20 protein-coding genes are annotated in these 24,943 nt (G+C 65.2%); 6 read left to right on the forward strand and 14 right to left on the reverse strand.

Annotation, left to right across the window (positions count from 1 at the left end; translation table 11 throughout):
- Positions 1–9 precede the first annotated feature (9 nt).
- The 3 genes from OKW28_RS02085 to OKW28_RS02095 form a co-directional block, all read right to left on the reverse strand.
- Complete coding sequence (locus tag OKW28_RS02085; RefSeq protein WP_429443543.1) at positions 10–777, reverse strand: hypothetical protein; 768 nt, start codon at positions 775–777, stop codon at positions 10–12.
- A gap of 189 nt (positions 778–966) precedes the next feature.
- The gene (locus OKW28_RS02090) at positions 967–1,254 is read right to left on the reverse strand and encodes a hypothetical protein (protein ID WP_429443546.1); all 288 of its coding nucleotides are present in this window, start codon (positions 1,252–1,254) and stop codon (positions 967–969) included.
- A 151-nt stretch (positions 1,255–1,405) separates the two neighbouring features.
- A complete protein-coding gene (locus OKW28_RS02095; RefSeq protein ID WP_429443548.1) occupies positions 1,406–3,550 on the reverse strand; it encodes a response regulator in 2,145 nt (714 codons plus the stop codon).
- Positions 3,551–3,816: 266 nt separating this feature from the next.
- On the opposite strand from OKW28_RS02095, the gene OKW28_RS02100 reads away from it, so the two are divergent.
- Both OKW28_RS02100 and OKW28_RS02105 read left to right on the forward strand, forming a co-directional pair.
- Positions 3,817–5,427 carry an FAD-dependent oxidoreductase gene (locus tag OKW28_RS02100; protein WP_429443551.1) on the forward strand — a complete coding sequence of 537 codons (1,611 nt, stop codon included), beginning with the start codon at positions 3,817–3,819 and terminating at the stop codon, positions 5,425–5,427.
- 63 nt (positions 5,428–5,490) lie between these two features.
- Positions 5,491–5,664 carry a hypothetical protein gene (locus OKW28_RS02105; protein WP_429348585.1) on the forward strand — a complete coding sequence of 58 codons (174 nt, stop codon included), beginning with the start codon at positions 5,491–5,493 and terminating at the stop codon, positions 5,662–5,664.
- A 56-nt stretch (positions 5,665–5,720) separates the two neighbouring features.
- On the opposite strand, the gene OKW28_RS02110 is transcribed toward OKW28_RS02105, so the two are convergent.
- The 3 genes from OKW28_RS02110 to glgX form a co-directional block, all read right to left on the reverse strand.
- The gene (locus OKW28_RS02110) at positions 5,721–7,793 is read right to left on the reverse strand and encodes an AI-2E family transporter (RefSeq protein ID WP_429443554.1); all 2,073 of its coding nucleotides are present in this window, start codon (positions 7,791–7,793) and stop codon (positions 5,721–5,723) included.
- Positions 7,794–7,888: 95 nt separating this feature from the next.
- Positions 7,889–8,065: a DUF2934 domain-containing protein gene (locus tag OKW28_RS02115; protein WP_429443557.1), complete on the reverse strand. Its 177-nt coding sequence runs from the start codon at positions 8,063–8,065 to the stop codon at positions 7,889–7,891.
- 150 nt (positions 8,066–8,215) lie between these two features.
- Positions 8,216–10,429 carry a glycogen debranching protein GlgX gene (gene glgX / locus OKW28_RS02120; RefSeq protein ID WP_429443560.1) on the reverse strand — a complete coding sequence of 738 codons (2,214 nt, stop codon included), beginning with the start codon at positions 10,427–10,429 and terminating at the stop codon, positions 8,216–8,218.
- A gap of 292 nt (positions 10,430–10,721) precedes the next feature.
- On the opposite strand from glgX, the gene OKW28_RS02125 reads away from it, so the two are divergent.
- Positions 10,722–11,144 carry a PRC-barrel domain-containing protein gene (locus OKW28_RS02125; protein WP_429443563.1) on the forward strand — a complete coding sequence of 141 codons (423 nt, stop codon included), beginning with the start codon at positions 10,722–10,724 and terminating at the stop codon, positions 11,142–11,144.
- A gap of 71 nt (positions 11,145–11,215) precedes the next feature.
- Here OKW28_RS02125 and OKW28_RS02130 read toward each other — a convergent pair whose 3' ends face one another.
- From OKW28_RS02130 to OKW28_RS02165, 8 genes are all read right to left on the reverse strand, one after another.
- On the reverse strand, positions 11,216–13,477 hold the full coding sequence (locus OKW28_RS02130; RefSeq protein WP_429443566.1) for a xanthine dehydrogenase family protein molybdopterin-binding subunit: 2,262 nt from the start codon (positions 13,475–13,477) through the stop codon (positions 11,216–11,218).
- Positions 13,474–14,481 (reverse strand): FAD binding domain-containing protein, encoded by a 1,008-nt coding sequence (locus tag OKW28_RS02135; RefSeq protein ID WP_429443569.1) that lies wholly within the window; start codon positions 14,479–14,481, stop codon positions 13,474–13,476. Before OKW28_RS02135 ends, OKW28_RS02130 begins: the two co-directional genes overlap by 4 nt.
- Complete coding sequence (locus OKW28_RS02140; protein ID WP_429443572.1) at positions 14,478–15,038, reverse strand: (2Fe-2S)-binding protein; 561 nt, start codon at positions 15,036–15,038, stop codon at positions 14,478–14,480. The genes OKW28_RS02135 and OKW28_RS02140 overlap by 4 nt, the downstream gene beginning before the upstream one ends.
- A gap of 154 nt (positions 15,039–15,192) precedes the next feature.
- Positions 15,193–15,507, reverse strand: a complete 315-nt coding sequence (locus OKW28_RS02145; protein ID WP_429443574.1) for a hypothetical protein — start codon at positions 15,505–15,507, stop codon at positions 15,193–15,195.
- Between the two features lie 87 nt (positions 15,508–15,594).
- A complete protein-coding gene (locus OKW28_RS02150; protein ID WP_184046976.1) occupies positions 15,595–16,461 on the reverse strand; it encodes a glucose 1-dehydrogenase in 867 nt (288 codons plus the stop codon).
- Positions 16,462–16,731: 270 nt separating this feature from the next.
- The gene (locus OKW28_RS02155; RefSeq protein ID WP_018425151.1) at positions 16,732–17,208 is read right to left on the reverse strand and encodes a response regulator; all 477 of its coding nucleotides are present in this window, start codon (positions 17,206–17,208) and stop codon (positions 16,732–16,734) included.
- Positions 17,209–17,651: 443 nt separating this feature from the next.
- Positions 17,652–19,325, reverse strand: a complete 1,674-nt coding sequence (locus tag OKW28_RS02160) for an ATP-dependent DNA ligase (protein ID WP_429443577.1) — start codon at positions 19,323–19,325, stop codon at positions 17,652–17,654.
- A gap of 10 nt (positions 19,326–19,335) precedes the next feature.
- Positions 19,336–20,418 (reverse strand): ligase-associated DNA damage response exonuclease, encoded by a 1,083-nt coding sequence (locus OKW28_RS02165; RefSeq protein ID WP_429443579.1) that lies wholly within the window; start codon positions 20,416–20,418, stop codon positions 19,336–19,338.
- A gap of 159 nt (positions 20,419–20,577) precedes the next feature.
- Between OKW28_RS02165 and OKW28_RS02170 the strand changes: the two genes are divergently transcribed.
- The 3 genes from OKW28_RS02170 to zapE all read left to right on the forward strand — a co-directional run bounded on the left by OKW28_RS02170 (position 20,578) and on the right by zapE (position 24,745).
- Entirely contained in the window at positions 20,578–21,480 is a 903-nt protein-coding gene (locus tag OKW28_RS02170) for a YihY/virulence factor BrkB family protein (protein WP_429443581.1), read from the forward strand.
- Between the two features lie 99 nt (positions 21,481–21,579).
- Positions 21,580–23,415, forward strand: coding sequence for a thiamine pyrophosphate-requiring protein (locus OKW28_RS02175; RefSeq protein ID WP_429443583.1), 1,836 nt, complete (start codon positions 21,580–21,582; stop codon positions 23,413–23,415).
- A 229-nt stretch (positions 23,416–23,644) separates the two neighbouring features.
- Complete coding sequence (gene zapE, locus OKW28_RS02180) at positions 23,645–24,745, forward strand: cell division protein ZapE (protein WP_429443585.1); 1,101 nt, start codon at positions 23,645–23,647, stop codon at positions 24,743–24,745.
- Positions 24,746–24,943: the final 198 nt, after the last annotated feature.

The raw sequence follows: 24,943 nt of genomic DNA on the forward strand, positions 1-24,943 counted from the left end.
TTGGCCGCGTTACCACAAGTTGAACATATCTTTGGCGCGTTCCATTATTTCGTGATAGCCGAGCCGTTGACCGCCAATTTCGCGATGAAGCTGCTGCGCCTGATTTTTGTTGAGGCCCAAGGCAGTTGCTACATCACGAGTCTGCCTGTTTTGCGCCTGATTATTACCCGGCATTCCCTCGGAGCCCGCCAGTACCTCAACGTCGCCACTTGCCGCGTCCGGTGTGTACTCGAACGGCTTTACATTGGCGAGATTCTGCGGCACGCGCGCGCTGTTGCTAGGAAGAAGCTTTGCCATGTCCGCGTCGGCTGGCTGTTGCGCGCGCGTGAGCGCTTGCCTGGAATCCTTGTCTCGCTGCTCCTGTATCGCCTGCACGCACTTGCGCATATCCTGCCGCTCCGGCACAAAGAGCAGGCCACCGTTCTGCACTTCGTTGTAAAGGGCCTTTGCAACCTCATGGTCGTCCATCCGGCGCATATCGAATCGGTTGTCACTTCGGCCAAGCACGTCGCGCAGCTCGTACGACTGGAGGGACAGCAGCATCGAGGGGGCGTGTTGCAGCCACGCTGCGCGCGCTTCCTCCATCCCTTGCGCCAGGTCGTCGTTTCCCGCGCGGGGTGCGCCGGCGGGCAGGGCAAAATGAAACCAGCGGTCCGCGTCAAACATGCGGGGCGACTCAATGTGAAGGTAGATCGATTTGCGAACGCTCTGCCAGAAGAAATGTCCGTGCCGTCTTTCACGGACGTCGAGGTGAGGAGCGGGAAAAAGTGAAGTCATCGTGCCTCACAGTCAATTAACGAGGCCCGATTGTGCAACATGGCACCATCTCATAAAACCCTCCCCCCCGTTGCCGACAGTGCCGGGCTCTGGCGGGGACTGCGGCGCACAGAAAAACGGCCGGAGCCGACGCGCCAGACGATGCTCGACGCGCGACTCCAGCCGCCCTTCTGCCTTGATACGCTGCGCTTACTGCCCCTTCGTATCGCTGCTCGCGTCGGCGCCCGGCGTATTCGTCGAGTCGGTCATGGGCTTCTTCGACTTCGAATGCTTCTTCATGTGATGGTGAGTCGAAGGCGTGGTCGCCCCGGTCGGCCCCGCATCGCCGCCCTCGCGTGTCGAGGTCGCGGCGTTGCTGTTCGGGTCGTTGCCGGCCGGCCCCCCGCCGCCGCCTGCGCCACCGCCGGCGCCTTGCGCCATTGCGAGCGACGAAGCCGCGAGCAAGGTGGAAACGAGCACTGCGTGTCTGATCTTCATGGCGATTCTCCTGGGTGTCGAGAGTGTCGAAAGGAAGTGGGCGCGCGGTGACCGCGTGCGCAAACCTCGCGCTCTTTTCAGCAAGGGCTGTGCCGCAGCACAGCACGCCAGCAAAAGCCCATGGACGCGATAGACGAACGGTGCCGCGGCTTCAGGTGCCGCAAGCCACCAGCGCATGCAGTTCGTCGATATTGAACGGCTTCGCGAGTATCGCGATGCCGAGCCGACGCGCGCGGTCGAGCTCGTCGGCGTAACCGGTCATCAGCGCGATCTTTTGCGACGGCCACGCGCTGCGGATCTTCTCCGCCAGGTCGATACCGTTCAGCTTGCCCGGCATCTGGATGTCCGACAGCACGAGCTCGAAGCGCTCGCCGGCGCTCAGCACGTCGAACGCCTGGTCGGCGGTCGGCTCGTGGTGCACCTCGCAGCCGAAGGTTTCGAGCACCGCGGTCACGCCGGCCGCGACGTCCTCGTTGTCCTCGACGAGCAGCACGGCCCCGGCCGCGGTCGGCAGCGGCTGGCGCGCATCGGCGCCGGCCAGCGCGGCGCGCTCACGATAGCGCGGCAGAAACATCCGCACCGTCGTGCCGCTGCCCAGCACGCTGTCGATCTTCGCGGTGCCACCGGCCTGCTCGGACATCGACAGCACCTGGGCGAGCCCGAGGCCGGTGCCCGAGCCGCGCAGCTTGGTCGTGAACAGCGGCTCGAACGCACGACGCGCGACCGATTCGGGCATCCCTTCGCCGTCGTCGGAACAGGCGATCAGCACGTACTCGCCGTCCGGCAGCAGCGTATCGCTGTTGACCAGCCGATTGTTCTGGCAGCGGATCACGAAGCGCCCGCCGCGCGGCATCGCATCGCGCGCGTTCATCGCGATGTTCACGATCGCGAACTCGAGATCGGTCGGATCGACGAGCACCTGCCACAGGTTCTCCGGCATCCGCAACGCCAGTTCGATCGTGTCGCCGAGCGCCGCGTTGATCAGCGGCACGGCGGCCGGCAGCCAGCGCGCAAGCTCGACGGGCTCCTGCTTCAGCGGCTGCTTGCGCGCGACGCTCAACAGACGCCGCGTCAGCGCTTCGGCCGTGGCCGTGGCACGCTCGACCGCATGCACTTCCTTCTCGAGATCGTTGTAATGTTTGAGGCGCGCGAGCTCGGTGTTCGCCGACACCACCATCAGCAGGTTGTTGAAATCGTGCGCGACATTCGCGACCAGATTGCCGAGCGCGCCCATGCGCTGCAGTTGCCGGCTCGACGCCTCGGCCGATAGACGCATCGCGACCTCGCCCTGCCACCGCTCCCACGCGCGCCGCTCCGCCTCGAGCTGACGCAGCGAATACAGCACGAGCCACCAGATCGCGATGCAGGGCACCGCCGTCAGCGCCGCGATGAACATAAAGTGCGCGCGCCACGCCGCCACGATCGACGACGTCGAATACGCGCTCATCACATACAACGGATAGTCGCCGACGCGGCGAAACGCGAGCAGCCGCTCGACACCGTCGACGGTCGAATTCAGACGCACGTGCCCGAACAGCTCTTTGTCGCGCAACGCGGACATGAACGCGCTGTGCATCGACGGCCGCGCGCCGGCCGGCCATGGCGGATAGCGCACCAGCAGATTGCCGTCCTGCCGGTACAGCGCGAGCGCGAGCGACGGATCGCCGTTGGTCAGCTCGCGATAGAAGCGCGAAAAATATTCGTTGCGCAGCGCCACCGTGACCGCGCCGAGAAACTGACCGTCCGTACCCGTGCGGCCGATCGCGGTCGTGAACACGTCGATCTTCGACAGCGCGCCGAACATGGGCAGCGAGAAATACGGCTGCGGACGCATCGACTTCGCGGCGAGAAAGTCGTCGCGCAAGCCGATCGTCATCGCCGGCGCCGGATACGCGAGGCTCGACGCAAGTAACTGGCCGTTCACACCGAGCAGCGAGATCGACGCCACCTGCGGAAAGTCGCCGCCGATGCTCTGCAGACGCTCGTGCAATTCGCGCTCGCGCGCGCGGATCTGCGCGTCGTCGGAATTGCCGAGCAGCTCGATCACGCGCGAGGCCATCTGCCGGTTCAAATCCAGCACCTTGACGGCCTGCTCCTGCGCCACGCGCGCGAGGCGGTCGAGCGCATCGTTCGCATCGGAGATGCGGCGCTGGTAGTCGAAGTAGCCATAGCCCACGAGGCAGGCCAACGGAAACACGATCGACACGGCCAGCAAGATCAGCAGCATCCGCCGCGTCGCCGCGAAGTTGCGTGACGGCATCGGCACATCCACTGCGACACGTTCTGCACGCTGCACGGTCACCTGCTCCATCAAAGTTGCATACGGTCAGGGAAGGCATTGCCTGGGAATTCGCACGCCGCTGTTCGCGCGCTAATTCCCCTGTCTCGAAATTTACCGCAACTTGGCCTATCTTCCCAAGCGGCTTCACGGCATCACTCCGCCGACGCGTCCGGGCACGACGATTGCTGCCTTATCGCTGCTTGATGGCAAGCGTACTTCCGTCACCGCTCGCGACGCGTTTGCGTGCGCTGCGCGAGCTCTTTCTTGCGCGAGGCCTCACCATGTCCACGACTGCCCGCCGCGTCGCGCGGCTCTCGGAATTGCCAGCGGACCGCGCGGTGCGCGTGATCGTGGACGGCACGCCGATTCTGCTGGTGCGCGATGGCGACACCGCGCGGGCGTACTCGCCTGATTGCCCGCATGCCGGGGGCCCGCTCGAAGAGGGCGCGCTGTGCCACGGCCGCATCATCTGCCCATGGCACAAGGGTACGTTCGACGTCGCGACCGGCAACGTGCTCGAGCCGCCCGCGCTGCTGCCGCTCGATCGCTACCCGGTCACGCTCGATGGCGACGACGTGCTCGTGTCGGCGGAAAAAATCGCAGCGGTGGCACCGGCGGCGCACACAGCCCCGCCCGATGCCACCGCGCAAGACAAGCACTACGTGGTAATCGGCGCGGGCGCGGCCGGCGCCGCTGCCTGTGCCGCGTTACGCGAGTTCGGCTTCGAGGGCCGCATCACGCTGATCGGCGACGAAGCGCACGCGCCCTATGACCGCACCTCGCTGAGCAAATTCGTCCCCTCGTTTGAAATGACGCCCGCCGACGTGCCGCCGCTGCTGCCGCCCGACTGGCTGCACACGCACGGCATCGAGCGCATCGTCGCGAAGGTCGCGCGGCTCGACGTGCCTGCGCACACGATCCATTTCGAAGCCGGCGCGGGTGGTAGCGAGCAGAGCATCGAGCCGCTGAAATACGACACCGCGCTGCTCGCGACCGGCAGCGTGCCGAAAGTGCCCGACATGCCCGGCTGCGAACTCGGCGGCGTGCATGTGCTTCGACACCTCGACGATGCCGCCGCGTTGATCGACGCGCTCGGCGACGATGCATCGCAAACCCGCGTCGCGATTCTCGGCAGCAGCTTCATCGGCCTCGAAGTCGCGTCCGCGTTGCGCAAGCACGGCGTGCCCGTCACCGTGATTTCGCGCGACAAGGTGCCGTTCGCGAAGCAGTTCGGCGAGCGCGCGGGCCGGATGTTTCGCGCGCTGCACGAAAGCAATGGCGTGAAGTTTTATCTCGACGCCAAGGTCGCCTCGCTCGAGGGCGAGGAAGGCAATGTGCATACGGTGATGCTTGCCGGCGGCGAGGCCATCGCGGCCGATGTCGTGCTTCTGGGCACGGGGGTTGCGCCGGCTACGGGGTTTGTCGAAGGACTGCCGTTGCAGAAGGACGGCGGCGTGGTCGTCAATGCCGGCATGAACGCCGCGTGCGGTCTGTATGCGGCCGGCGATATCGCCGTGTTCACGCTGCATGAGAACCAGGAGCCGGTGCGTATCGAGCATTGGCGCGTCGCGCAGCAGCATGCGCGCATCGCCGCGCAGAACATGTGCGGTTTGCGCAATCGCTATGTCGACGTGCCGTTCTTCTGGACCTATCACTACGGCAAGACCTTCGAATACCTCGGTCACGCGAGCGAGTGGGATGAGATCGTCGTCGATGGCGACTTCGATCGTCACCAGTTCATCGCGCTGTACGTGCGTGACGGCCACGTCGACGCGGTGTTCGCCTGCGAGCGCGAAGCGCTGACCGCGCGGCTTTCCGACGCGATGCGCGGCGGGCTGTCGCGGGCCGACGCGCTCGCGATCATCGGCGCGGCGGAAGCGGCGGCGTCGTGACGATGCGCACGTGGACCCGCGCGATCCGATGTCTTGACGTTCAACCTGGAGCAAGGAGCCACCATGACGACAAACAAGGAAAAGCATCCGCACTCGGAAAAGAGCGAGCAGCAGATCGACAGGCAGGTCGAAGATAGCTTCCCGGCTAGCGACCCGCCTTCGACGGGCGGCACCACGAAGATCGAGCCGGAGCAGGACAAGTCAAAGGGCGGGCACGACAAGCCCGCCGGTCAATAGACGGATAAAAGCCGCGATGCCGGGACGCATCAGCAACGATTGTTCAGGAAAACCACCTAACGGCCATCCTCGAACTGCGGCTCCGCAATCACCGTTCGCGTCGCATCGATGCGACGGCACGCGGCCAGCATCTGCTGCAACGATGTCACGGAGCACTCCGCTTCCAGCGATTCCTGCTGTTCCGCGCTCCACTGCTGCGTATCCTCGGGTGTCCAAAGGCCGACCACGATCGCCACCTTCGGCAAGCGCGTGCGGATGCGCCGGATCAGATTGCGCAGATGCGACGGAATGCCGTCGATCTGCAGATACAGAAGGCAGACGATGCCCACGTCGTCCGCCACGAGGCTGTCGATCGACGCGCGCGACACCGCCTCGTGCGGCAGCGAGCGCGCCGCGAAGCCGTGCTTGCCGAGCAACTGCAGCAGGATGACCGTCGCCAGCGCATCGAACGGGCCACGGCCCGGCAGGCACAACACCCGGCTCGTCGGCGCATGCCAGGCGAACACGGGCGCGGCGGCGGACGGTTGGCCCATCGGCCCCTGATGATGCTGGCCGTCGATCTGTTCGGGCGTGACCGTACTGGTGCCGATGCCACTGTTCGCGGCGTCGAGCGATCGTGGCATCGCCCGCGCGGCCGGCGTTTCGTCGGAGGGAGCCCGCGGCCCGACCGCGCCCGGGTTCGCCTGCATCGCGAGCGGCGCCGGCTCGCGATCCTCGTAGCCGTCGAGGCCGTCGACCAGGTCGTTGGTCGTCGACTCGATGCGCGCGAGTTGCGCGCTCGTCACGCTGCCGCGCGTGAGGTCATTGGCCGCGAGCCTCAAGCCCTGGATCGCGACTTCGTCGTAATAGGCAGACAGCGAGCAGTCGCGCAATAGCACTTCGGCCTGCTCGATCGCGTCATCCGGATCGCCGGCGAGCGCGCGTTGATAGAAGTTTTCGACTGGCGTCAGCGCGGGCTGATCGCCGAGCAGCACGTCGAGAAACTCGAGACGCCGCACGTGCCGCCCGAGCACCAGCAGACACAGCGTCAACGGTGTCGACAGGATCAGCCCGATCGGCCCCCAGATCCAGCTCCAGAAGATCGCCGCGACCACCACCGAAAACGGCGACAGGCCGGTGCTGCGCCCATACAGCAGCGGCTCGACTACCTGCCCCACCGCCAGTTCCGCGACCACGAACAGCACCAGCGACCAGATCGCCATCGCCCAGCCGGGACTGACCGCCGCAGCGAGCGCGGTGGGCAGTATCGCCGCGATCCAGATGCCGACGTAGGGCACGAGCCGCAGCAGCGCCGCGAGAATGCCCCACAGGATCGGGCTCGGCACGCCGATCAGAAACAGCCCCGCCCCGATCGCGACACCGACGCCGGTGTTCACGCCGAGTTGCGACACGAAGTAGCGGCTCAAGCGCCGCGCGGTCTCGTCCATCACCGTGGTCGTGCGGTGCAGGTCGCGCGAGCCGAACAGCCGGATCGCGCGATCGCGCAGGTCATCGCGTTGCAGCAGGATCACGATCGTGACGACGAAAACGATGAACGCGGTTTCCAACGGACTGATGGCCGGCGACAGCACGCGTCGCGCGAGCTCGAACGGCGTGGGCACCGGCTCGCGCACTTCCACCGGCACCGCCGTCGACGCCTGCGGACTCGCCGCGGCCGCCGCGCCGTTCGACGCTCGCGGCTGCGGCGGCTCGATCATCGCGCGCTGCAATGCCTGCCCTGCCTCGCTCGCGAAACGGTTCAGCTTGCCGATCGTCAGACTGTGCACGGTGTCGATCTTGTGCTGGATGGTCGCCTGATAGCGCGGCATGCCGGCCGCGAGATCGGTCAGCTGTGTGGCGATTACCGCGCACAGCAGCGCGATGACCGACACCGAGATCAGGACCGCCGCGCACACCGACGCGACATGGCCGAGTTTGAGCCGGGACAGCGCATCGGCGAGCGGTGCGACGAGAAAGCTCAACAGGATCGCGAGCGTGATCGGAATCATCACCGCGCTCGCGACGTACAGGCATGCGACCGCGATCACGCCGACGCCGAACGTGACGAGGCCCTCGATACCGAGTGCGGTGGAGGCCGCCTGAATGCGCGCGGCGGGGCTCGTGCCGCGCGGCTCGGGTGTGTCGTTCATCTTGCGGAGCGAAAATCGGGCATGGGAAAACGGTCCCTGAGCCGCACGCGGTTCGCCGGCTCGGAGTCTTATTGCTCAACACCGTTGAGCAATGTCTATTTCATCGTATCGCCCGACACCGGCCCGCTCTCGACCGGTGGTGCCTCCTTCTCGATCTCACTGCGGGCCTGCTCCCAGTATTGCTCGGGCGTGCCCTTCGGCTCGGCCGCCTGCTCCCAAAGATAGTAGGCGCGCGTGCGGATCTGCTCGTCGACGCTCGGTTCATGTTCCATTTGTTCACCCCAGCCTGGCCGTTTGCGTGCGCGCGCCTGCCGTGGCGAAGATAGGAGACGCGTGCGTATCGTCAACCACAGAAGGAGCAAACCTTGTACCTGTGGTGCGGCCCGCTTTTGCAACGGGCTGGCGTCGCTCGCCAGCCTGGACTAGCCTGGCGCGGAGTCGCCTTCGTCGGAAGTCAACTGCTCTTCGAGGCGGTCGAACACGCGCTGCGTCGCGCGGCTCGGCGCTTCGAGCGCCAACAGCAGCAGCGAGCGGCCGGTCACCTGGTAGGCATCGCCCGCGCTGAATTGCGGCAGCTCGGCGCGCACCGGCATGTTGGTGTCGACGAGGCAGGTCCAGCGCTCGCCCTCGGGAACGTCGGGCAGCGTGAAGTTGACCACGTCGTGATAGGCGTTCAGCACCAGCAGCAAGGTCGCGTCGGACGCGAGGCGGCGAATGCCGCTCGCCTGCGCACGGCCGTCGATCACGAGGCCGAAGCAGCGCATCGCCGGATCGGCCCACTGCTCGTCAGTGATGTCGGTGCCGTCCGGCGATAGCCAGCGCGTGTCGGTCACGTCGAGCGTCTCGTTGTATTCGCCAGTCAGAAAACGGCCGCGCCGCAGCACTGGCAAACGGTGGCGCAATGTGGTCAGATTGCGCACGAACTCGGTCAGCGCGCGGCCGTCGTCGTCGATCGCATCCCAATCGACCCAGCTGATCTCGTTGTCCTGGCAATACGCGTTGTTGTTGCCCTGCTGCGTGCGGCCGAATTCGTCGCCGGCGAGAATCATCGGCGTGCCCTGCGACAGCAGCAGCGTCGCGAGCAGATTGCGCTTCTGGCGCTCGCGTTGCTGGCGGATGTCGGCGTCGTCGGTCGGTCCTTCGACGCCCATGTTCCACGACTTGTTGTCCGAATGGCCGTCGCGGTTGTCCTCGCCGTTTGCCTCGTTGTGCTTGTCGTTGTACGAGACCAGATCGTTCAGCGTGAAGCCGTCGTGCGCGGCAATGAAGTTCACGCTCGCCCACGGCCGCCGGCCGCGATGATTGAACTTGTCGCCCGACGCGGTGACGCGCGTCGCGAGATCGGCGGCGGTGCCCTCGTCACCCTTCCAGTACGCGCGCGCGGTGTCGCGGAAGCGATCGTTCCATTCGGCCCAGCCCGGCGGAAAACCGCCCACCTGATAGCCGCCGGGGCCGCAATCCCACGGCTCGGCGATCAGCCGGATGCTGGAGAGGACCGGGTCCTGGCGGCAGCTGTCGAGAAAGCCGCCGCCCTCGTCGAAACCGTGATCTTCGCGGCCGAGGATCGTCGCGAGATCGAAGCGGAAGCCGTCCACTTTCATTTCGGTGACCCAGTAGCGCAGGCTGTCGGTCACCATCTGCAGCACGCGCGGATGCGACAGGTTCAGCGTATTGCCGGTGCCGGTGTCGTTGATGTAGTAGCGCGGCTCGTCGGGCATCAGCCGGTAGTACGACGCGTTGTCGATGCCCTTGAACGAAACCGTCGGGCCACGTTCGTTGCCTTCAGCCGTGTGGTTGTACACGACGTCGAGTATCACTTCGAGATCGGCCTGGTGAAAGCGGTCGACCATCTCCTTGAATTCGCCGACCGACTCGGTCGATGACGCGAAAAAGCGCGGATCGGCCGCGAAAAAGCCGATCGTGTTGTAACCCCAGTAGTTCGTGAGACCCTTGTCGAGCAGATGGCTGTCGTTGACGAAAGTCTGGATCGGCATCAGCTCGACCGAGGTCACGCCAAGGCTGCGGATATGGTCGAGCACCGGCTGCTGCGCCAGACCCGCGAACGTGCCGCGCAGACGCTCGGGCACTCGCGGATGAAGTTTCGTGTAGCCGCGCACGTGCGTCTCGTAGAGAATCACGCGCTCCCACGGCAGCGCGTTGCGCTCCGGATGGCTCCACGAAAAATTCGCGTCGACCACCTTGCACTTCGGCACGAAAGGCGCGCTATCGCGTTCATCGAATGACAGGTCGAGCTCTTCCGAGCCGAGCGTATAGCCGAAGATTTCCGGCGCCCATTTAAGCTCGCCGATGTGCGCCTTCGCATATGGATCGAGCAGCAGCTTGTTCGGATTGAAGCGATGCCCGTTTTCGGGCTCGTAGGGACCATGCACGCGATATCCATAGACGGCACCCGGTTTCAGATTCGGTACGAACACATGCCATACCTCGTCGGTGTATTCGGGCAGCTCGATCCGTTCGAGTTCGTGTTGGCCAGTTTCATCGAACAGACACAGTTCGACTTTGGTTGCGTGCGCGGAGAACAACGCGAAGTTGACGCCACTGCCGTTCCATGTCGCGCCGAGCGGAAAAGGCGTGCCTTCGGCGATGCGCGTCGAGTAGCTGGCTGGGGATGACATAGGTGTTCTCAGTGGCTGCGAGGAGGTTGGTATCTCAGGGTCCATGCATGTGTTTTTTTCAACTGCCTTTCCACGGGTTCTTTGCTGCTCATTGTTCCAGTGTAGGCATTCGAGGCCCGCGCCGGACATTGCACCGCGCGCAAGCAGCGGGCCGGTGGGTGTAGCAACTTATGGGCCTGATCCGCCTCGCTTTCCTCAGCTCAAAGTCGCGGCATGAGATTTGCAGCATAGCGGCAAGGCGCACGCATTGCGCGCCGTCGAAACGCCACGACACCAAATCGGGAGAACACAGATGATGCGCAAGACGCAGATCACACCGCTGGCCGCTTCCGCATCGCTTCTCGCCGCCATTACGCTGATTTCCGCGTTGGGCACGTGCGGCAGCGCATTCGCGCAAGGCGCGCCGCAGGCGATCACCGAAAAACGCACGGACGTCGTGCAGCTCGCGAGCGGCTATCGCGCGTCGAAGCTGTCGGGCGCGGACGTGTACAACCGCAACAAGGACAACATCGGCACGCTCGATGATCTGATCGTCTCGCCGGGCACCGAGCGCACCACGTATGCGATCCTGTCGGTCGGCGGCTTTCTCGGCATGGGCAAGCATCTGGTCGCCGTGCCGTTCAACGATCTGCAGATCGACAACCGGCGCGTCGTGCTGCCCGAGGCGACGAAGAAATCGCTCGAGGCGTTGCCGGAGTTCAAGTACGCGGATTGAGCGCGGCGTTGCCGCGTCGAATCGATCGACGCGGCAATGGGCCATCCATGCACATGCGTTCAGGGGCGTAGTCAGCCGAGCAGCTTGTCGGGCGTAATGGGCAAATCGCGGATACGTTTGCCGGTCGCATGCCAGATCGCGTTGCACACTGCCGCGGCCACGCCCACCACGCCGATTTCGCCGACACCTTTGACGCCGAGCGGATTGACGATGTCATCGCGCTCGTCGACGAACAGCACGTCGATCTCGTGAATGTCGGCATTCACCGGCATATGATATTCGGCGAGGTTGTGATTCATCTGGCGTCCTAGCGCGTGATCGAACTGGCCGTGCTCGTGCAGCGCCATGCTGATGCCCCACACGATGCCGCCCGCGACCTGATTGCCCGCCGTCTTCGGATTGACGATGCGTCCTGCCGCGACCGCGCTAACCACACGCGTCACCCGCACGGTGCCGAGCGCGTCGTCGACGCGCGCTTCGGCGAACACCGCCGAATGCGTGCCCATCGAATACGCCTGCTGCTTTTCGTGCGGCTTCACGCTGGCCTGCTCTTCGAGTTCGTCCAGCCCGGCGCGCTGCAACAGCGTCGCAATCGCGATCGAGTCGTCCGCGTGTGGCCCGCACACGAGCCGGTTGCGCTCGCGCCGCACGTGTTCGCGAGTCGCCGACGCGAACCGTGCCCCACCATGTTCGCGCGCCAGTTCAACCAGACGATTGTGCAGGCGCGTACACGCGGCATCGACTGCGCTGCCCACCGACGACACCGTCCACGATCCGCCCTCGATCGGCGCCCTCGGCAGCCGGGTGTCGCCGAGTTCGAAGCTGACGTCGCCGAGCGGCACGCCGAGCGCGTCGGCGGCGATCTGCGTCATCGCGGTGTAGGTTCCGGTGCCGATATCGGCGGTCGAGCTCGACACGCTGACGCGGCCATCGGGCGTCAACACCGCGCGTGCGGCCGCTTCGTTCTGCATCGCGTCCCACGCACCGGTCGCCATGCCCCAGCCGATCAACTCGTTGCCGTCGCGGCGTGCGCGCGCCTCGAGCGGCCGCCCCGCCCAGCCGAAGCGGGCCGCGCCTTCGCGATAGCAGTCGCGCAGCGCCTTGCTCGAAAACGGCAGATTCCTGTTCGCGTCGCGCTCCGCATAGTTGACGAGCCTCAATTCGAGCGGGTCCATCCGCAATGCCTCGGCGAGTTCGTCCATCGCGACTTCGAGAGCAAAGAGTCCTTGTGTCGCGCCGGGCGCGCGCATGTCGGCCGGTGTCGGCACGTCGAGCTTCGCGACCCTGTAGCCCATCGACACGTTGTCGCATCGATACAGCTGCCCCGCCCAGTTGACCACCACGTCGCAGTAGTCCTCGTAGCGCGAGGTTTCCGACACCGCCTCGTGGATCACCGCCTGCAGGCGGCCATCCGCCGACGCGCCGAGCGCGACGCGCTGCACCGTTTGCGGACGATGCGCGAAGGTGAACATCTGCTGCCTGGTCAGCGTGACGCGCACGGGTTTCTTCAGTTCGCGCGCGGCCATCACCGCGAGCGCCAGATGATATTGCGGCCTTAAGCCGGAGCCGAACGCGCCGCCGACGAACGGCGACACCACGTGCACTTCGTCGTCTTTCAAACCGAACACACGCGTCAGATAGCCCTTCGTATTGACGACGCCCTGAGTCTTTTCATAGACGGTCAAGCGTCCTTGCGCATCGGGCACCACGGTGCATCCGTGCATTTCCATCGGATTGTGATACTCCGGTGGTGTCGTGTAGAACGCGTCCACGCGCGCCTTTGCAGCGGCCAACGCCTTGCGTGGGTCGCCACGCTCGGGCGGAGGCGGATCGAAGCCGCCCTTCTCGGCCGACGGCGGCACGGCGCTCGTCAACTCTGCTTCGATATCGGTCTGGTGCGAGCCGGCCTCGTAACGCACCTGCACCAGCGACGCCGCGTAGCGCGCCAGTTCCAGCGATTGCGCGACCACCAGCGCGACCGGCTGCCCGCTGTACCACACGCGCTCGTCCCACAGCGGCCTCAATGGCGTGCCGCCGGGCGCGACCATGTCCTTGAACGCGTCGACGTCCGACGGCAGCGCCGGGCGCTTGCGATGCGTGAGCACGAGCAGCACGCCGGACAGCGCCTCGGCGGCCGAGGTATCGATCGACACGATCTTGCCTGTCGCGATCGTGCCCGACACGACGACGCCATACACGAGCCCTTCGACGCAGAACTCGGCGGCATATTGCGCGGCGCCGGTCACTTTGACGGGCCCGTCCACACGCGAATGCGGCACGCCGGTGGCAGGCTTCGGGCTGCCAGTCGACGGCAAGGTTTCGGCACGGTTCATCGCGCGGCCTCCTCGAACGAACGTTGTGTGGCCTCGCCGAAGGCGCGCACGATCACGCGCGCCGCGAGTTCGATCTTGAACGCGTTGTCGCGCTGAGGGCGCGCACCGCGCAGCAGCGTAGCCGCGAAATCGCGCAACGTTCGCGCGTTCAGCGTCGCGCCGCGCAGTGCGGCTTCGGCGGCGGGATCGCGCCACGGCTTGTGCGCGACCCCGCCGAGCGCGCAACGCGCGTCGACGATCCGCGACTCGTCATCGAGTTCGACACCGACCGCGGCCGACACCAGCGCGAACGCATACGATGCGCGGTCGCGCACCTTCACGTACGCGTGATGCGCGGCAAAACCTTGCGGCGGCAGTTCGATCGCGGTCACGAGTTCGTCGTCGCGCAGGTTGGTGTCGATATGCGGCGTATCGCCGGGCAGCCGGTGAAAATCCGCGAACGGCAGCGTGCGTGCGCCGTCGTTGCCGATCAGATGCACGGTGGCGCCGAGCGCCGCCAACGCGACGCACATATCGGACGGATGCACGGCGATGCAGTGCTCGCTCGCACCGAGGATCGCGTGAATGCGGTTCACGCCGTGCAGCGCCGGACAGCCGCTGCCGGGTTCGCGCTTGTTGCACGGCGTGCCCACGTCGTAGAAGTAGTAGCAGCGCGTGCGTTGCAGCAGATTGCCGCCGACCGTCGCGACGTTGCGAATCTGCGGCGACGCGCCCGCCAGGATCGCTTTCGCGAGCAGCGGGTAGCGTGTCGCGACGGTATCGTCATACGCGAGCGCGCTATTGGTTACGAGCGCGCCGATCTTCAGGCCGCCTTGCGCCGACGCTTCGATCTGCCTGAGCGGCAAACGGTTGATGTCGACGAGCAAAGCCGGGCGCGCCACGTCTTCGCGCAGCAGGTCGACGAGATTCGTGCCGCCCGCGAGGAACGCGGCGCCCCTGTCCGAACGATGCCGTTCGAGCGCATCCTGCACCGCATCGGCGCGCGTGTACGAGAAGCGGTTCATGGCCGCGCTCCAGATTTATTCGCGACCGCACTGTCTTGCCTTGCGTCATCGTCACCGAAATGCGCAGTGTCGAGAATCGCCGCGACGATGTTCGGATACGCGCCGCAGCGACACAGATTGCCGCTCATCTGCTCGCGCACATCGTCCGCGCAGCGCGCATGTCCTTCTTCGAGCATCGCGTGCGCCGAGCAGATTTGTCCGGGCGTACAGTAGCCGCACTGGAACGCGTCGTGATCGATGAACGCCTGCTGCAGCGGATGCAACGTGTCGCCGTTCGCGAGACCTTCGATCGTCGTGATCGATGCGCCGTCGTACACGACCGCGAGCGCGAGGCAGGTATTGATCCGCTGGCCATTGACGATCGCCGTACAAGCGCCGCATTGACCGTGATCGCAGCCCTTCTTGGTGCCGCTCAGGTGCGCATGCTCGCGCAGCAGATCGAGCAGCGAGGTCCACGCTTCGACGTCGAAGCGCCGCGTCTCGCCGTTGATCTCGAACGTCAATGCATGCGACGCGGGCGCGTCGGCCCGGGCGGTTTCAGCATCGGGGGTAGCCATCAGATTTCCTCCTCACAAGGCATCGCGCAAGCAATGCGACACGCGACGGAACTCAACGCAACTCAAACCCATGCAAAGCGGCGACAGCGCGCGAGCGCGATGCCGCCGCGGCGTCCGGCGCGTCGCGAGCAGGCCGACGCGCTCGACGGATCGCTTATTGCCCCGCCCCACTACCCGCGTGCGGCGGCGTCGCGCCTTTGAAGCGCCTGTTGGTGGATTTCCCATTGCCGCCACCGGCGACGCCATTGGTGGCGCCCCCCGATTCGCCGACATTGCCGTTCGCGTTGTTCGCGCTGGTCGTATCCGGCGTGCGCGACTCTTCCTGGCTTGCGCCGGGTTGCGCGGCAGACTTGCTGTTTTGCATGGACGGATTGGTACCGGTCTGCGCGAAGCCCGCCTGCGCAAAGCCTAGCGCGAGGCAGCCTGAAACGAGCGCGGCAGCCAGTTTGACGGATACATCGATCTTCAAGGCACTCTCCCTTATGACGTTATGAAAACCCACTGCGCGAACCTCGTACGTGAGCGCAGGCGGCCATGCCGCCATCAGTTCGGCAACCTAAATAATCGGCGCGCCGCCCGTTACCGCAATCGTCGCGCCCGAGATGTAGCTCGCTTCATCCGACGCGAGCATCACGTACGCGGCGGCCAGTTCGGCCGGTTGGCCGGGGCGCTTCATCGGCACCTGCTTGCCGAACTGCTCGACCTTGTCGGCCGGCATCGTCGATGGAATCAACGGCGTCCAGATCGGTCCCGGCGCCACGCAGTTCGCGCGAATGCCCTTTTCCGCGAGCAATTGCGCGAGGCCACCGGTGAAGTTCTGGATCGCGCCCTTGGTGGTCGCATACGCGATCAGGCCAGGATTCGGATGATCGGCATTGATCGACGACGTATTGACGATCGCGCCGCCCGGCTTCATATGGCGCACCGCCGCGCGCGTGATCCTGAACATCGCGCCGATGTTGGTATCGAAGGTCTTGTCCCATTCTTCGTCGCTGATCGCATCGAGCGACGGATAGCTCATCTGATACGCGGCGTTGTTGACCACCACGTCGAGCCGGCCGAATGCCTCGATCGCCTTGTCGACGATCGCATCGCAATGCGTGCGATCGCGGATATCGCCGCCGACCAGCACCGCCTTGCGACCCGCGTCCTCGACCCAGCGCGCGGTCTCGCGCGCGTCGTCGTCTTCGTCGAGATAGGCGATCAGCACATCCGCACCTTCGCGCGCGAACGCGATCGCGACCGCGCGGCCGATGCCGCTGTCGCCGCCGGTCACGATCGCCGCCTTGCCTGCGAGACGCCCCGATCCTTCATAGGTTTTCTCGCCGTGATCCGGTTGCGGGTTCATGTCGGCCGTGCGGCCGGGCCTCTGGTCCTGCTGCTGTTCAGGAAACGGCGGTGCCGGACGTTGCGTGTCGCTCATGTCGGATCTCCCTCAATGCGAATGACCATGGGCGGCGCGCACGAACGCGCCGCATCATCGGTCTTTCAGCAACGAGTGGGCCTGCATGCAATAGCGAGCGGAAACTCCTGCGCGCCGGGCGGCGCAGGCGCACACATGGCTTAAGAAACTGCATTGGACAGAACGGTGGCGGACAGATGGCAGATTGATGACAAACGGATTCGCGGAGCGACCAGTGCGATTTCCTGCCGACGACCGTGCAGAAATGACAGAACTGTCAGGAAGTTTTCGCTAACAGCGTGATTCAGATGATGGCTCCGCCGCGTGCAACGCCGCCGCCGATTCGAGCACGCGCAGCAGACGCTCGGGCGTCAACGGTTTGGCGCAATGCGCGTCGAAGCCCGCGGCCTTCGCGAGCGCGCGATCGTCGCGCGACGCAAACGCGGTACACGCGACCAGCAGCATATGTGAAGTCTGTGGATGCGCGCGCAGCCGCCGCGCGAGTTCGAGCCCGTCGAGTCCCGGCATCTTGATGTCGAGCACCACCGCGAACGGCTGCCATTCGCGCGCGGTCTCGCACACGGCAAACGGATCGTCGAGCGCGCGGCATTCGAAGCCGTCGGCCATCAGTAGCATTTGCAGCGCATCGGCCGCTTCCCGGTAATCGTCGACTACCAGCACACGACGATGCGCGGCCATCGCATAGCGGATCGGTCGCCATACGAGCACGTCGTCGCTGCTGTCCACGTTGTCGTTGAACACAGTCATTGTTTCTCGCCCTTTTACATTGGCCCTGAAGGGCATCCGCGCCACACGTGCAAGATTCGATCCCATTGCTTTTGCCGGACTACGAGCGGCTTTTTGTTATTCCCGGTTCGCATCGGACGATGCCGCGGCCAGCACGCCTCGTCGCGCATTCCAGCGTTTCAATCAGCTGGAATGCGGGATTCAGCGTGCCCATTCATCACGACGTTTGAATGACGGCGCCTGCGATGTGCGCGCTGCGCAACATCGATTGACGCTCTGTCTTTGTGCTATCCGCCTCGTTCCGGGGCGTCGCAGATTATCGGTAATTTCAACGGATTGGGGGGCCACGCAATGCATGCCGCTTGCGCACTTATGGCGCGAATCGATGACGCGGTCTTAACAAAGAATAAGCGACGATGCCGATAAAAAAATGCCCGACATGTTAGGGGTTTGTGCTCTGCGGGTTATCCCGCACGGTTATCGATGAAGCCTTTCAGCATCGCAAGCGTATCGGCGTCGTCGATATGTTTGTCCGTACGCCAGCGCAGCATGCGTGGAAAACGCACGGCCACGCCGGACTTGTGACGCGAGCTCGCTTGTATCCCTTCGAAGCCGATCTCGAACACGAGCGTTGGCGTCACGCTGCGCACGGGGCCGAATTTATCGACGGTGGTCTTGCGCACGATCGCATCGACCCGACGCATCTCTTCATCTGTGAGCCCTGAATAGGCCTTCGCGAACGGCACCAACGTGCGCACGCCGTCGGCCTCGTCCCACACCGCGAACGTGTAGTCCGTGTAAAGACTCGCGCGACGGCCATGACCGCGCTGCGCGTAAACAAGTACAGCGTCCACCGCATAAGGCTCGATCTTCCATTTCCACCACGTGCCCGACGCCTTGGTACGACCGACGCCGTACATCGACTCGCGCTCCTTGAGCATCAAACCTTCGACGCCGCGCGCGCGGCTCTCGTCGCGCAACGCCGCGAGCGCGGTCCAGTCCGCTGCAAAGACGAGCGGCGATATGCGCAGCAAACCACGCGCGAGCGTGCCATCGACGGAGCTGGCCAGCGCATCGAGGCGTGCGCGCCGTTCAGCGAGCGGTTTCATGCGCTGGTCCTGTCCGTTTGCTTCGAGCAGATCGTATGCGAGCAGCGCGGCGGGCGAATCCGCGAGTATCTTGCGTGTCAGCGTCTTGCGCGCGATGCGCGGTTGCAGCCGCGCGAACGGCAATGGCGCTGCCGCGCCGGGCTCCCACGCGAGAATCTCGCCATCGATCACGTAGCCATCGGGTAATGACTCGCCCAATGCCGCGACTTCGGGAAAACGATCGGTAATCAAATCCTCGCCGCGCGACCACAACCACACGCGGCCGCCGCGTTTGACGAGTTGCGCGCGTATGCCGTCCCACTTCCACTCGATCAGCCAGTGCGCGGGATCGCCGAGCGTCGCCGGATCGGTCTGCAAGGGATGCGCGAGAAAGAACGGATACGGCAGGCCGAGGTCGCTATCGTGTTCAGGCGCGCGCGCTTGCGTATCGTCGTCGGTCTGCGGCGCGATCAGACGCAGATAGCGCGCCGCATCGGGCTTCTGTTGCGAATCGGTCCAGCCGACCATTCGTTGCGCGATCCGCTTGTGATCGACGCCGGCCACTTCGGCGAGCGCACGCACCACCAGTTGCCGCGCGACGCCGACACGAAAGCCGCCACCGATCAGCTTGGTCAGCAGGAAACGACCACCCCAGTCGAGTTCGTCCCAGTAGCTGAGCAGACGCCTGCGCAACTCGTCGGGCGGCAGGCCGCGCAACGGCAGCATGCGTTGCTCGATCCATTGCGTGAGACCCAGCTCGGAGTTGCGCGACGCGGGCGGCAGGATATGCGCGATGGTCTCGGCCAGATCGCCCACCGCGTGATACGACTCCTCGAACAGCCACTCGGGCAAGCCGGCGCGCTCGCGCGCGATTTCGGTCAGCAAACGCGTCGGCACGAGTTGACGCGGCTTGCCGCCCGCGAGGAAATACGACGCCCATGCCGCGTCTTCGGGGTCGGCCACCGAGAAATAACTGGTCAGCGCCGCGAGCTTGTCGTGCGTCGACGTGGTCGCATCGAGCGCGGTGTAGAGAGCCGCGAAGCGTTTCATACGGTGCCCGTCATGATTCGCTCGCCGCCGGCGCCTGGTCGGCGCCGGCCGCGTCGGCTTCGACGGTATCGTCGCCGTATTGCGTTTCGAACGCGCTGGCGTGCAGGCCCTGCTCGTTGAGCCAGCGCACCATCGGTTCGATCGAGCCATGCGTGACGATCACGCGGGAGGCGCCGCTCTCGCGTATCGCCGTTTGCAAACCCGGCCAGTCCGCGTGATCCGACAGCACGAAGCCACGATCGACGCCGCGCCGGCGACGCGCGCCGCGCAGGCGCATCCAGCCCGACGCGAACGCATCGCTGTAGTCGCCGAAGCGCTTGAGCCACGCGCTGTTCTGCGCGGACGGCGGCGCGACGATCAGCGCCTGTTTGAATACGCCCTTGTCTTTCGCGGCAATCTCGCCGACCAGACCGACCGCCGGCAGACGCACGCCCGCGTCGCGATACGCGCGATTGAGCGGCTCGAGCGCGCCGTGGCAGAAGATCGGCCCGATCGCCGCATCGACACTCGCGAGCACGCGTTGCGCCTTGCCGAATGAATAGCAGAACAGCACCGATGCGCGCCCTTCGGAGGCGTTGTGACGCCACCATGAATCGATCGAATCGAACACGCTTTGCGGCGTATCCCAGCGATAGATCGGCAGACCGAACGTCGATTCGGTGATGAACGTATCGCAGCGCACCGGTTCGAACGCGGCGCAGGTCGGATCGGCTTCGAGCTTGTAGTCGCCCGACGCCACCCACACGTGGCCCGCGTGCTCGATGCGCACCTGCGCCGAGCCGAGCACGTGCCCGGCCGGATGCAGCGACACGCGCGCCGCGCCAATCGTCAGCGGCTCGCCGTAGTCGAGCGTGTGCAGCGCGATGCCCGGCAGCCGCGATAGCAGCACGCTCGCGCCCGCGCGCGTGGCCAGGTAGCGCTGATGACCGAAACGCGCGTGGTCGGAATGCGCATGTGTGATCACCGCGCGTTCGACCGGCCGCCACGGATCGATGTAAAAATCGCCCGGCGGGCAATACAGTCCCTCCGGCCGCGCGATCACCAGATCGTTGGCTTGCGGCGCGGTGTCGGTCTGACGCGGCGACTGATCCATCGGCTGTCCTCGGCAAGGGAACGCGATCTCCCGAACGCGGCCAAGCAAACTATATGCCCCGCCATTGATGGCCCCGTTTCTGCTTACGGTATATAAAGCACACAGGCGTGTCGAGAGCGGCTGCCATCCGGCAGTGCCCGGCGCGCAACGCGAGGCCTCATGCCGATCCTGCTCGACCAGCAAGCGCTGTATATCGCCAGACATCCCTGGCGCTTCCTGCTGCAAACGCTGAAAGCGTTTCGCGCGAACCAGGGGCTGCTGCTCGCGGGCGCGGTCGCGTACTACGCGTTGCTGTCCATCGTGCCGCTGCTGATCCTGATCGTCATCGTGTTGTCGCGCGTGGTGCCGCAGCAGCTAGTGCTCGACGCGCTTGCGCATCTGCTGCGCTGGCTCGTGCCCGGACAATCGGCCGCGCTCGTGCGTGAGCTGTCGAACTTCCTGCTGCATCGCGCGGTAATCGGCTGGGTGCTGCTGCTGACGATGATCTTCTTCAGCTCGCTCGCGTTCACCGTGCTCGAAAACGCGATGTCGCTGATCTTCGTGCATCGGGTCGTCGTGAAGCGGCGCCACTTCCTGATCTCGGCGCTGCTGCCATACTGCTACATCCTGTTTCTCGGCGTGGGGCTGCTGCTCGTCACGTTCGTGTCGAGCGCGCTCGACACGATCGGCGCAGAAGGACTCAGACTGTTCGGCCTGCACGTGTCGTTGCAGGGCTTCTCGCGAGTGATGCTGTATCTGTTCGGGCTCGCCGGCGAAATCTTCGTGCTGACCTCGGTGTATCTGGTGATGCCGGTGGGACGGCCGTCGCTCAAACACGCGCTGATCGGCGGCGTGGTGGCCGGCGCGTTGTGGGAGATCACGCGGCACGTGCTGGTCTGGTATTTCGCCACGCTGTCGCAGGTCAGCGTCGTCTACGGTTCGCTGACGATGGCGATCGTGATCCTGCTCAGCTTCGAATGGCTCGCGACACTGCTGCTGTTCGGCGCGCAGGTGATATCGCAATACGAGCGCTTCGGCCACGAGCCGCTCGACGCGCCGCAACCGAGGATCAAGACCGGCTAAGCAAGCCAGTCGCAAGGAACAACCCTTGCTCGCTCGATACCGACCATAGCCGCCCATTTCGCGCGGCGGCATCGACTGGCCATCGAGGGAGCGAGGATCATGGCTGAAACCGTCGGCGATTTCATCATCGGGCGGCTGCATGCATGGGGCGTGCGGCGTATCTACGGCTATCCAGGCGATGGCATCAACGGCGTGTTCGGCGCGTTGAACCGCGCGCAGAGCGAAGCGAAGAAACGCCACAAAAGCACGGATCAGCCTGGCCCGATCGAATTCATTCAGGTTCGACACGAAGAAATGGCCGCTTTCATGGCCGCCGCGCATGCGAAGTTCACCGGCGAGTTGGGCGTGTGCATCGCCACCTCGGGGCCGGGCGCATCGCATCTGCTGACGGGGCTGTACGACGCGCGCATGGATCACATGCCGGTGCTCGCGATCGCTGGTCAGCAGGCACGCGCGGCGATCGGCGGACACTATCAGCAGGAGCTCGATCTGCCCGCGATGTTCAAGGACGTGGCCGGCTCGTTCGTCGGTTTTGCGACGATGCCCGCGCAGGTCCGTCATCTGGTCGATCGCGCGGTGCGCATCGCGCTCGCCGAGCGCGCGGTCACGGCGCTGATACTGCCGAACGATCTGCAGGACATGTCCTACGAGCCGCCGGGGCGCACGCATGGCACGCTGCATTCGGGCATCGGTTACGCGCGCCCGCGCATCGTGCCGAGCGACGAGCAGTTGCGCCAGGCCGCCGACGTGCTGAACGCGGGCCGCAAGGTCGCTATCCTGGTCGGCGCGGGCGCGCTGCACGCGACCGACGAAGTGATCGCGATCGCCGAGAAGCTCGGCGCCGGCGTCGCCAAGGCGCTGCTCGGCAAGGCCGCGCTACCCGACGATCTGCCGTGGGTAACCGGTTCGATCGGCCTGCTCGGCACGAAGCCGAGCTACGACATGATGACCCATTGCGATACGTTGCTGATGATCGGCTCGGGCTTCCCCTACTCGGAATTTCTGCCGAAGGAAGGCGACGCGCGCGGCGTGCAGATCGACATCAAGGCCGACATGCTGAGCCTGCGTTATCCGATGGAAGTTAACCTCGTCGGCGATAGCGCCGAGACGCTGCGCGCGCTGCTGCCGCTACTCGAGGAAAAGAAGGATCGGCTGTGGCGCGAGCGCATCGAAGGCTGGGTGTCCAACTGGTGGAAGACGCTCGAAAAACGCGCGCACGAACCCGCGAAAGATGGCCTGAATCCGCAGCTCTCGGTCTGGGAGCTGTCGAAGCGCATTCCCTCGAACGCGATCGTCACCAGCGATTCGGGCTCGGTCGCGAACTGGTACGCACGCGATCTGCAAGTGCAGCGCGGCATGATGTGCTCGCTGTCGGGCGGGCTCGCGTCGATGGGCGCGGCCGTGCCCTATGCGATCGCCGCGAAGTTCGCGTACCCCGAGCGGCCCGTGATCGCGCTCGTCGGTGACGGCGCGATGCAGATGAACAATATGGCCGAGCTGATCACGGTCGCGAAGTACTGGCAAGGCTGGAGCGATCCGCGCTGGATCTGCATGGTGCTCAACAATGGCGACCTGAATCAGGTCACATGGGAGCAGCGCGTGATGGAAGGCGATCCGAAGTTCGAGGCCTCGCAGAACATTCCGTCCGTGCCGTATCACCGCTTCGCGGAGCTGATCGGTCTGAAGGGCATCTATGTCGACAATCCCGATGAGATGGCCACCGCCTGGGACGACGCGCTCGCGTCGAATCGTCCGGTCGTGATCGAGGTGAAGGCCGATCCGAACGTGCCGCCGCTGCCGCCGCATGTCACGCTCGCGCAGGCCAAAGCGTTCGTCGAGACGTTGATGAAAGGCGACCCCGATCAGGCCAACGTGGTGGTCGAAACGGCGAAGCAGGTGCTCGGTGCCGTGCTGCCGGGGCATCACGACAAATGACGCGGTAGCGGCTCGACGACGCCTGTGCGCGCCAACGTTCGACGCAGAACGTGGCTGATAAAATGGCGCGCGCTCCGTGCACGCGCTCATTGGGTCAGCTTCGCCGCAGGCCATCACGTCGGCCGTTATCTCATGCTCACACACGTCCTCGTCGTTTTCGCGGCGGCCCACACTGCGTCATTCGCGCAAGTCGCATTATTCGCGTCATCAGGCATGGACGCTCTTGCCCATGCTTGACGAAACCCGCATCGCGCGCGCACTGACCGCGCGCGGCATCTCTGCCGATGCACGGCAGCGCGAGGCCATCGGCGCGCTCGTCGGGTTGGTCGGCGCGCAGCAGCGCGCGCGGCAGGCATGGTCCACCGCCGCGTTCGGGCCGCAAGGCGTCTACTGTCACGGACTGCCGGGCCGCGGCAAGAGCCTCGTCGTCGATACGCTGTTCGAGCTTGCGCCATGCCGCAAATGGCGCCTGCATTTCCACGAGTTCCTGCGCGAGATGAACCGCCGGCTCGTGCACGCGCCGCGTGGCGACGACCGGCTCGGCGACGTGTCGCGGCAATGGCTCGACGGTATCGAGCTGCTGTGCTTCGACGAATTCCATGTGCAAGATATCGCCGACGCGTTCCTGATGGGCCGCTTTCTCGACACCGCGATCAACCCGGGCACGCGTATCGTGCTGACGTCGAACTACGCACCGGACGATCTGTTGCCCGACCCCGAGTTTCACGAGCGCTTTCTGCCAACCATCGCGCAGATCAAACGCGGCTTCACGGTGATCCATTTCGACGGCGTGCGCGATTACCGCTTCGGCGGCGAAGCGGCCGAGGTGCCGTGCTTTTTCGCGCCGCTCGACGCATCGAGCGAGGCCGCGTTGCGCGATATCTTCACGAGCCATGAACGCGACGCTGCGATCGACCCGATCAGGCTGAGCGCGGCGGGCCGGCCGCTCGAAGCGCGGGCAGCCGGCCGCGCGCTGCTGTGGGCGGACTTCGAGCAGTTGTGCGTCGCAAGCCGCTCGCACCTCGACTACCTCGATCTCGCCGGGCAATGGCAAGGCTTGATCGTCGATCGTCTGCATACGGAAGCGCTGAGGCAGCCGCATATGCTGCAGCGACTCGTCTGGCTGATCGACATCTTCTACGACCGCAAGCGTGCGCTCTTCATCGCCTCCGATCAGCCGATCGAGACCGCGTTGATCGGTCTCGAAGGCGCGCATGATCTGTCGCGTACGCTGAGCCGGCTTGCCGGGATGCAGTCGCGCGCATATCGCAGCACGCTTGAACGAGGCGGCGAGAACAACGCGCAAGACGGCATCAACGCCAAGGCTTGATGGCCGGGCATCGGACCCGCGCGAATTTCTGCAATTCTTGCAAAGCGACGGTAAAGCGTGCCAACGCCGTTGCGCGTCGATGTACGCGCCACGGCGCCGCGCGATGCATCGAACCGACAACGAAGCGGCCCCGGGGGCGGGCCGCCGCTTGCGCGGGAATGGGTTCTGCTACCGCCGAGCGCAAACTCCATTGTTCAG

It is taken from the genome of Paraburkholderia sp. 40 (assembly GCF_050434105.1).
In the GTDB taxonomy this organism is placed as follows: Bacteria; Pseudomonadota; Gammaproteobacteria; order Burkholderiales; family Burkholderiaceae; genus Paraburkholderia; species Paraburkholderia tuberum.

Coding starts and splice junctions, on each gene's coding strand:
- OKW28_RS02085 (WP_429443543.1), bottom strand. CDS start 777: ATGACTTCACTTTTTCCCGCTCCTCACCTCGACGTCCGTGAAAGACGG.
- OKW28_RS02090 (WP_429443546.1), bottom strand. CDS start 1,254: ATGAAGATCAGACACGCAGTGCTCGTTTCCACCTTGCTCGCGGCTTCG.
- OKW28_RS02100 (WP_429443551.1), top strand. CDS start 3,817: ATGTCCACGACTGCCCGCCGCGTCGCGCGGCTCTCGGAATTGCCAGCG.
- OKW28_RS02105 (WP_429348585.1), top strand. CDS start 5,491: ATGACGACAAACAAGGAAAAGCATCCGCACTCGGAAAAGAGCGAGCAG.
- OKW28_RS02110 (WP_429443554.1), bottom strand. CDS start 7,793: ATGAACGACACACCCGAGCCGCGCGGCACGAGCCCCGCCGCGCGCATT.
- OKW28_RS02115 (WP_429443557.1), bottom strand. CDS start 8,065: ATGGAACATGAACCGAGCGTCGACGAGCAGATCCGCACGCGCGCCTAC.
- glgX (WP_429443560.1), bottom strand. CDS start 10,429: ATGTCATCCCCAGCCAGCTACTCGACGCGCATCGCCGAAGGCACGCCT.
- OKW28_RS02125 (WP_429443563.1), top strand. CDS start 10,722: ATGATGCGCAAGACGCAGATCACACCGCTGGCCGCTTCCGCATCGCTT.
- OKW28_RS02130 (WP_429443566.1), bottom strand. CDS start 13,477: ATGAACCGTGCCGAAACCTTGCCGTCGACTGGCAGCCCGAAGCCTGCC.
- OKW28_RS02135 (WP_429443569.1), bottom strand. CDS start 14,481: ATGAACCGCTTCTCGTACACGCGCGCCGATGCGGTGCAGGATGCGCTC.
- OKW28_RS02140 (WP_429443572.1), bottom strand. CDS start 15,038: ATGGCTACCCCCGATGCTGAAACCGCCCGGGCCGACGCGCCCGCGTCG.
- OKW28_RS02150 (WP_184046976.1), bottom strand. CDS start 16,461: ATGAGCGACACGCAACGTCCGGCACCGCCGTTTCCTGAACAGCAGCAG.
- OKW28_RS02155 (WP_018425151.1), bottom strand. CDS start 17,208: ATGACTGTGTTCAACGACAACGTGGACAGCAGCGACGACGTGCTCGTA.
- OKW28_RS02160 (WP_429443577.1), bottom strand. CDS start 19,325: ATGAAACGCTTCGCGGCTCTCTACACCGCGCTCGATGCGACCACGTCG.
- OKW28_RS02165 (WP_429443579.1), bottom strand. CDS start 20,418: ATGGATCAGTCGCCGCGTCAGACCGACACCGCGCCGCAAGCCAACGAT.
- OKW28_RS02170 (WP_429443581.1), top strand. CDS start 20,578: ATGCCGATCCTGCTCGACCAGCAAGCGCTGTATATCGCCAGACATCCC.
- OKW28_RS02175 (WP_429443583.1), top strand. CDS start 21,580: ATGGCTGAAACCGTCGGCGATTTCATCATCGGGCGGCTGCATGCATGG.
- zapE (WP_429443585.1), top strand. CDS start 23,645: ATGCTTGACGAAACCCGCATCGCGCGCGCACTGACCGCGCGCGGCATC.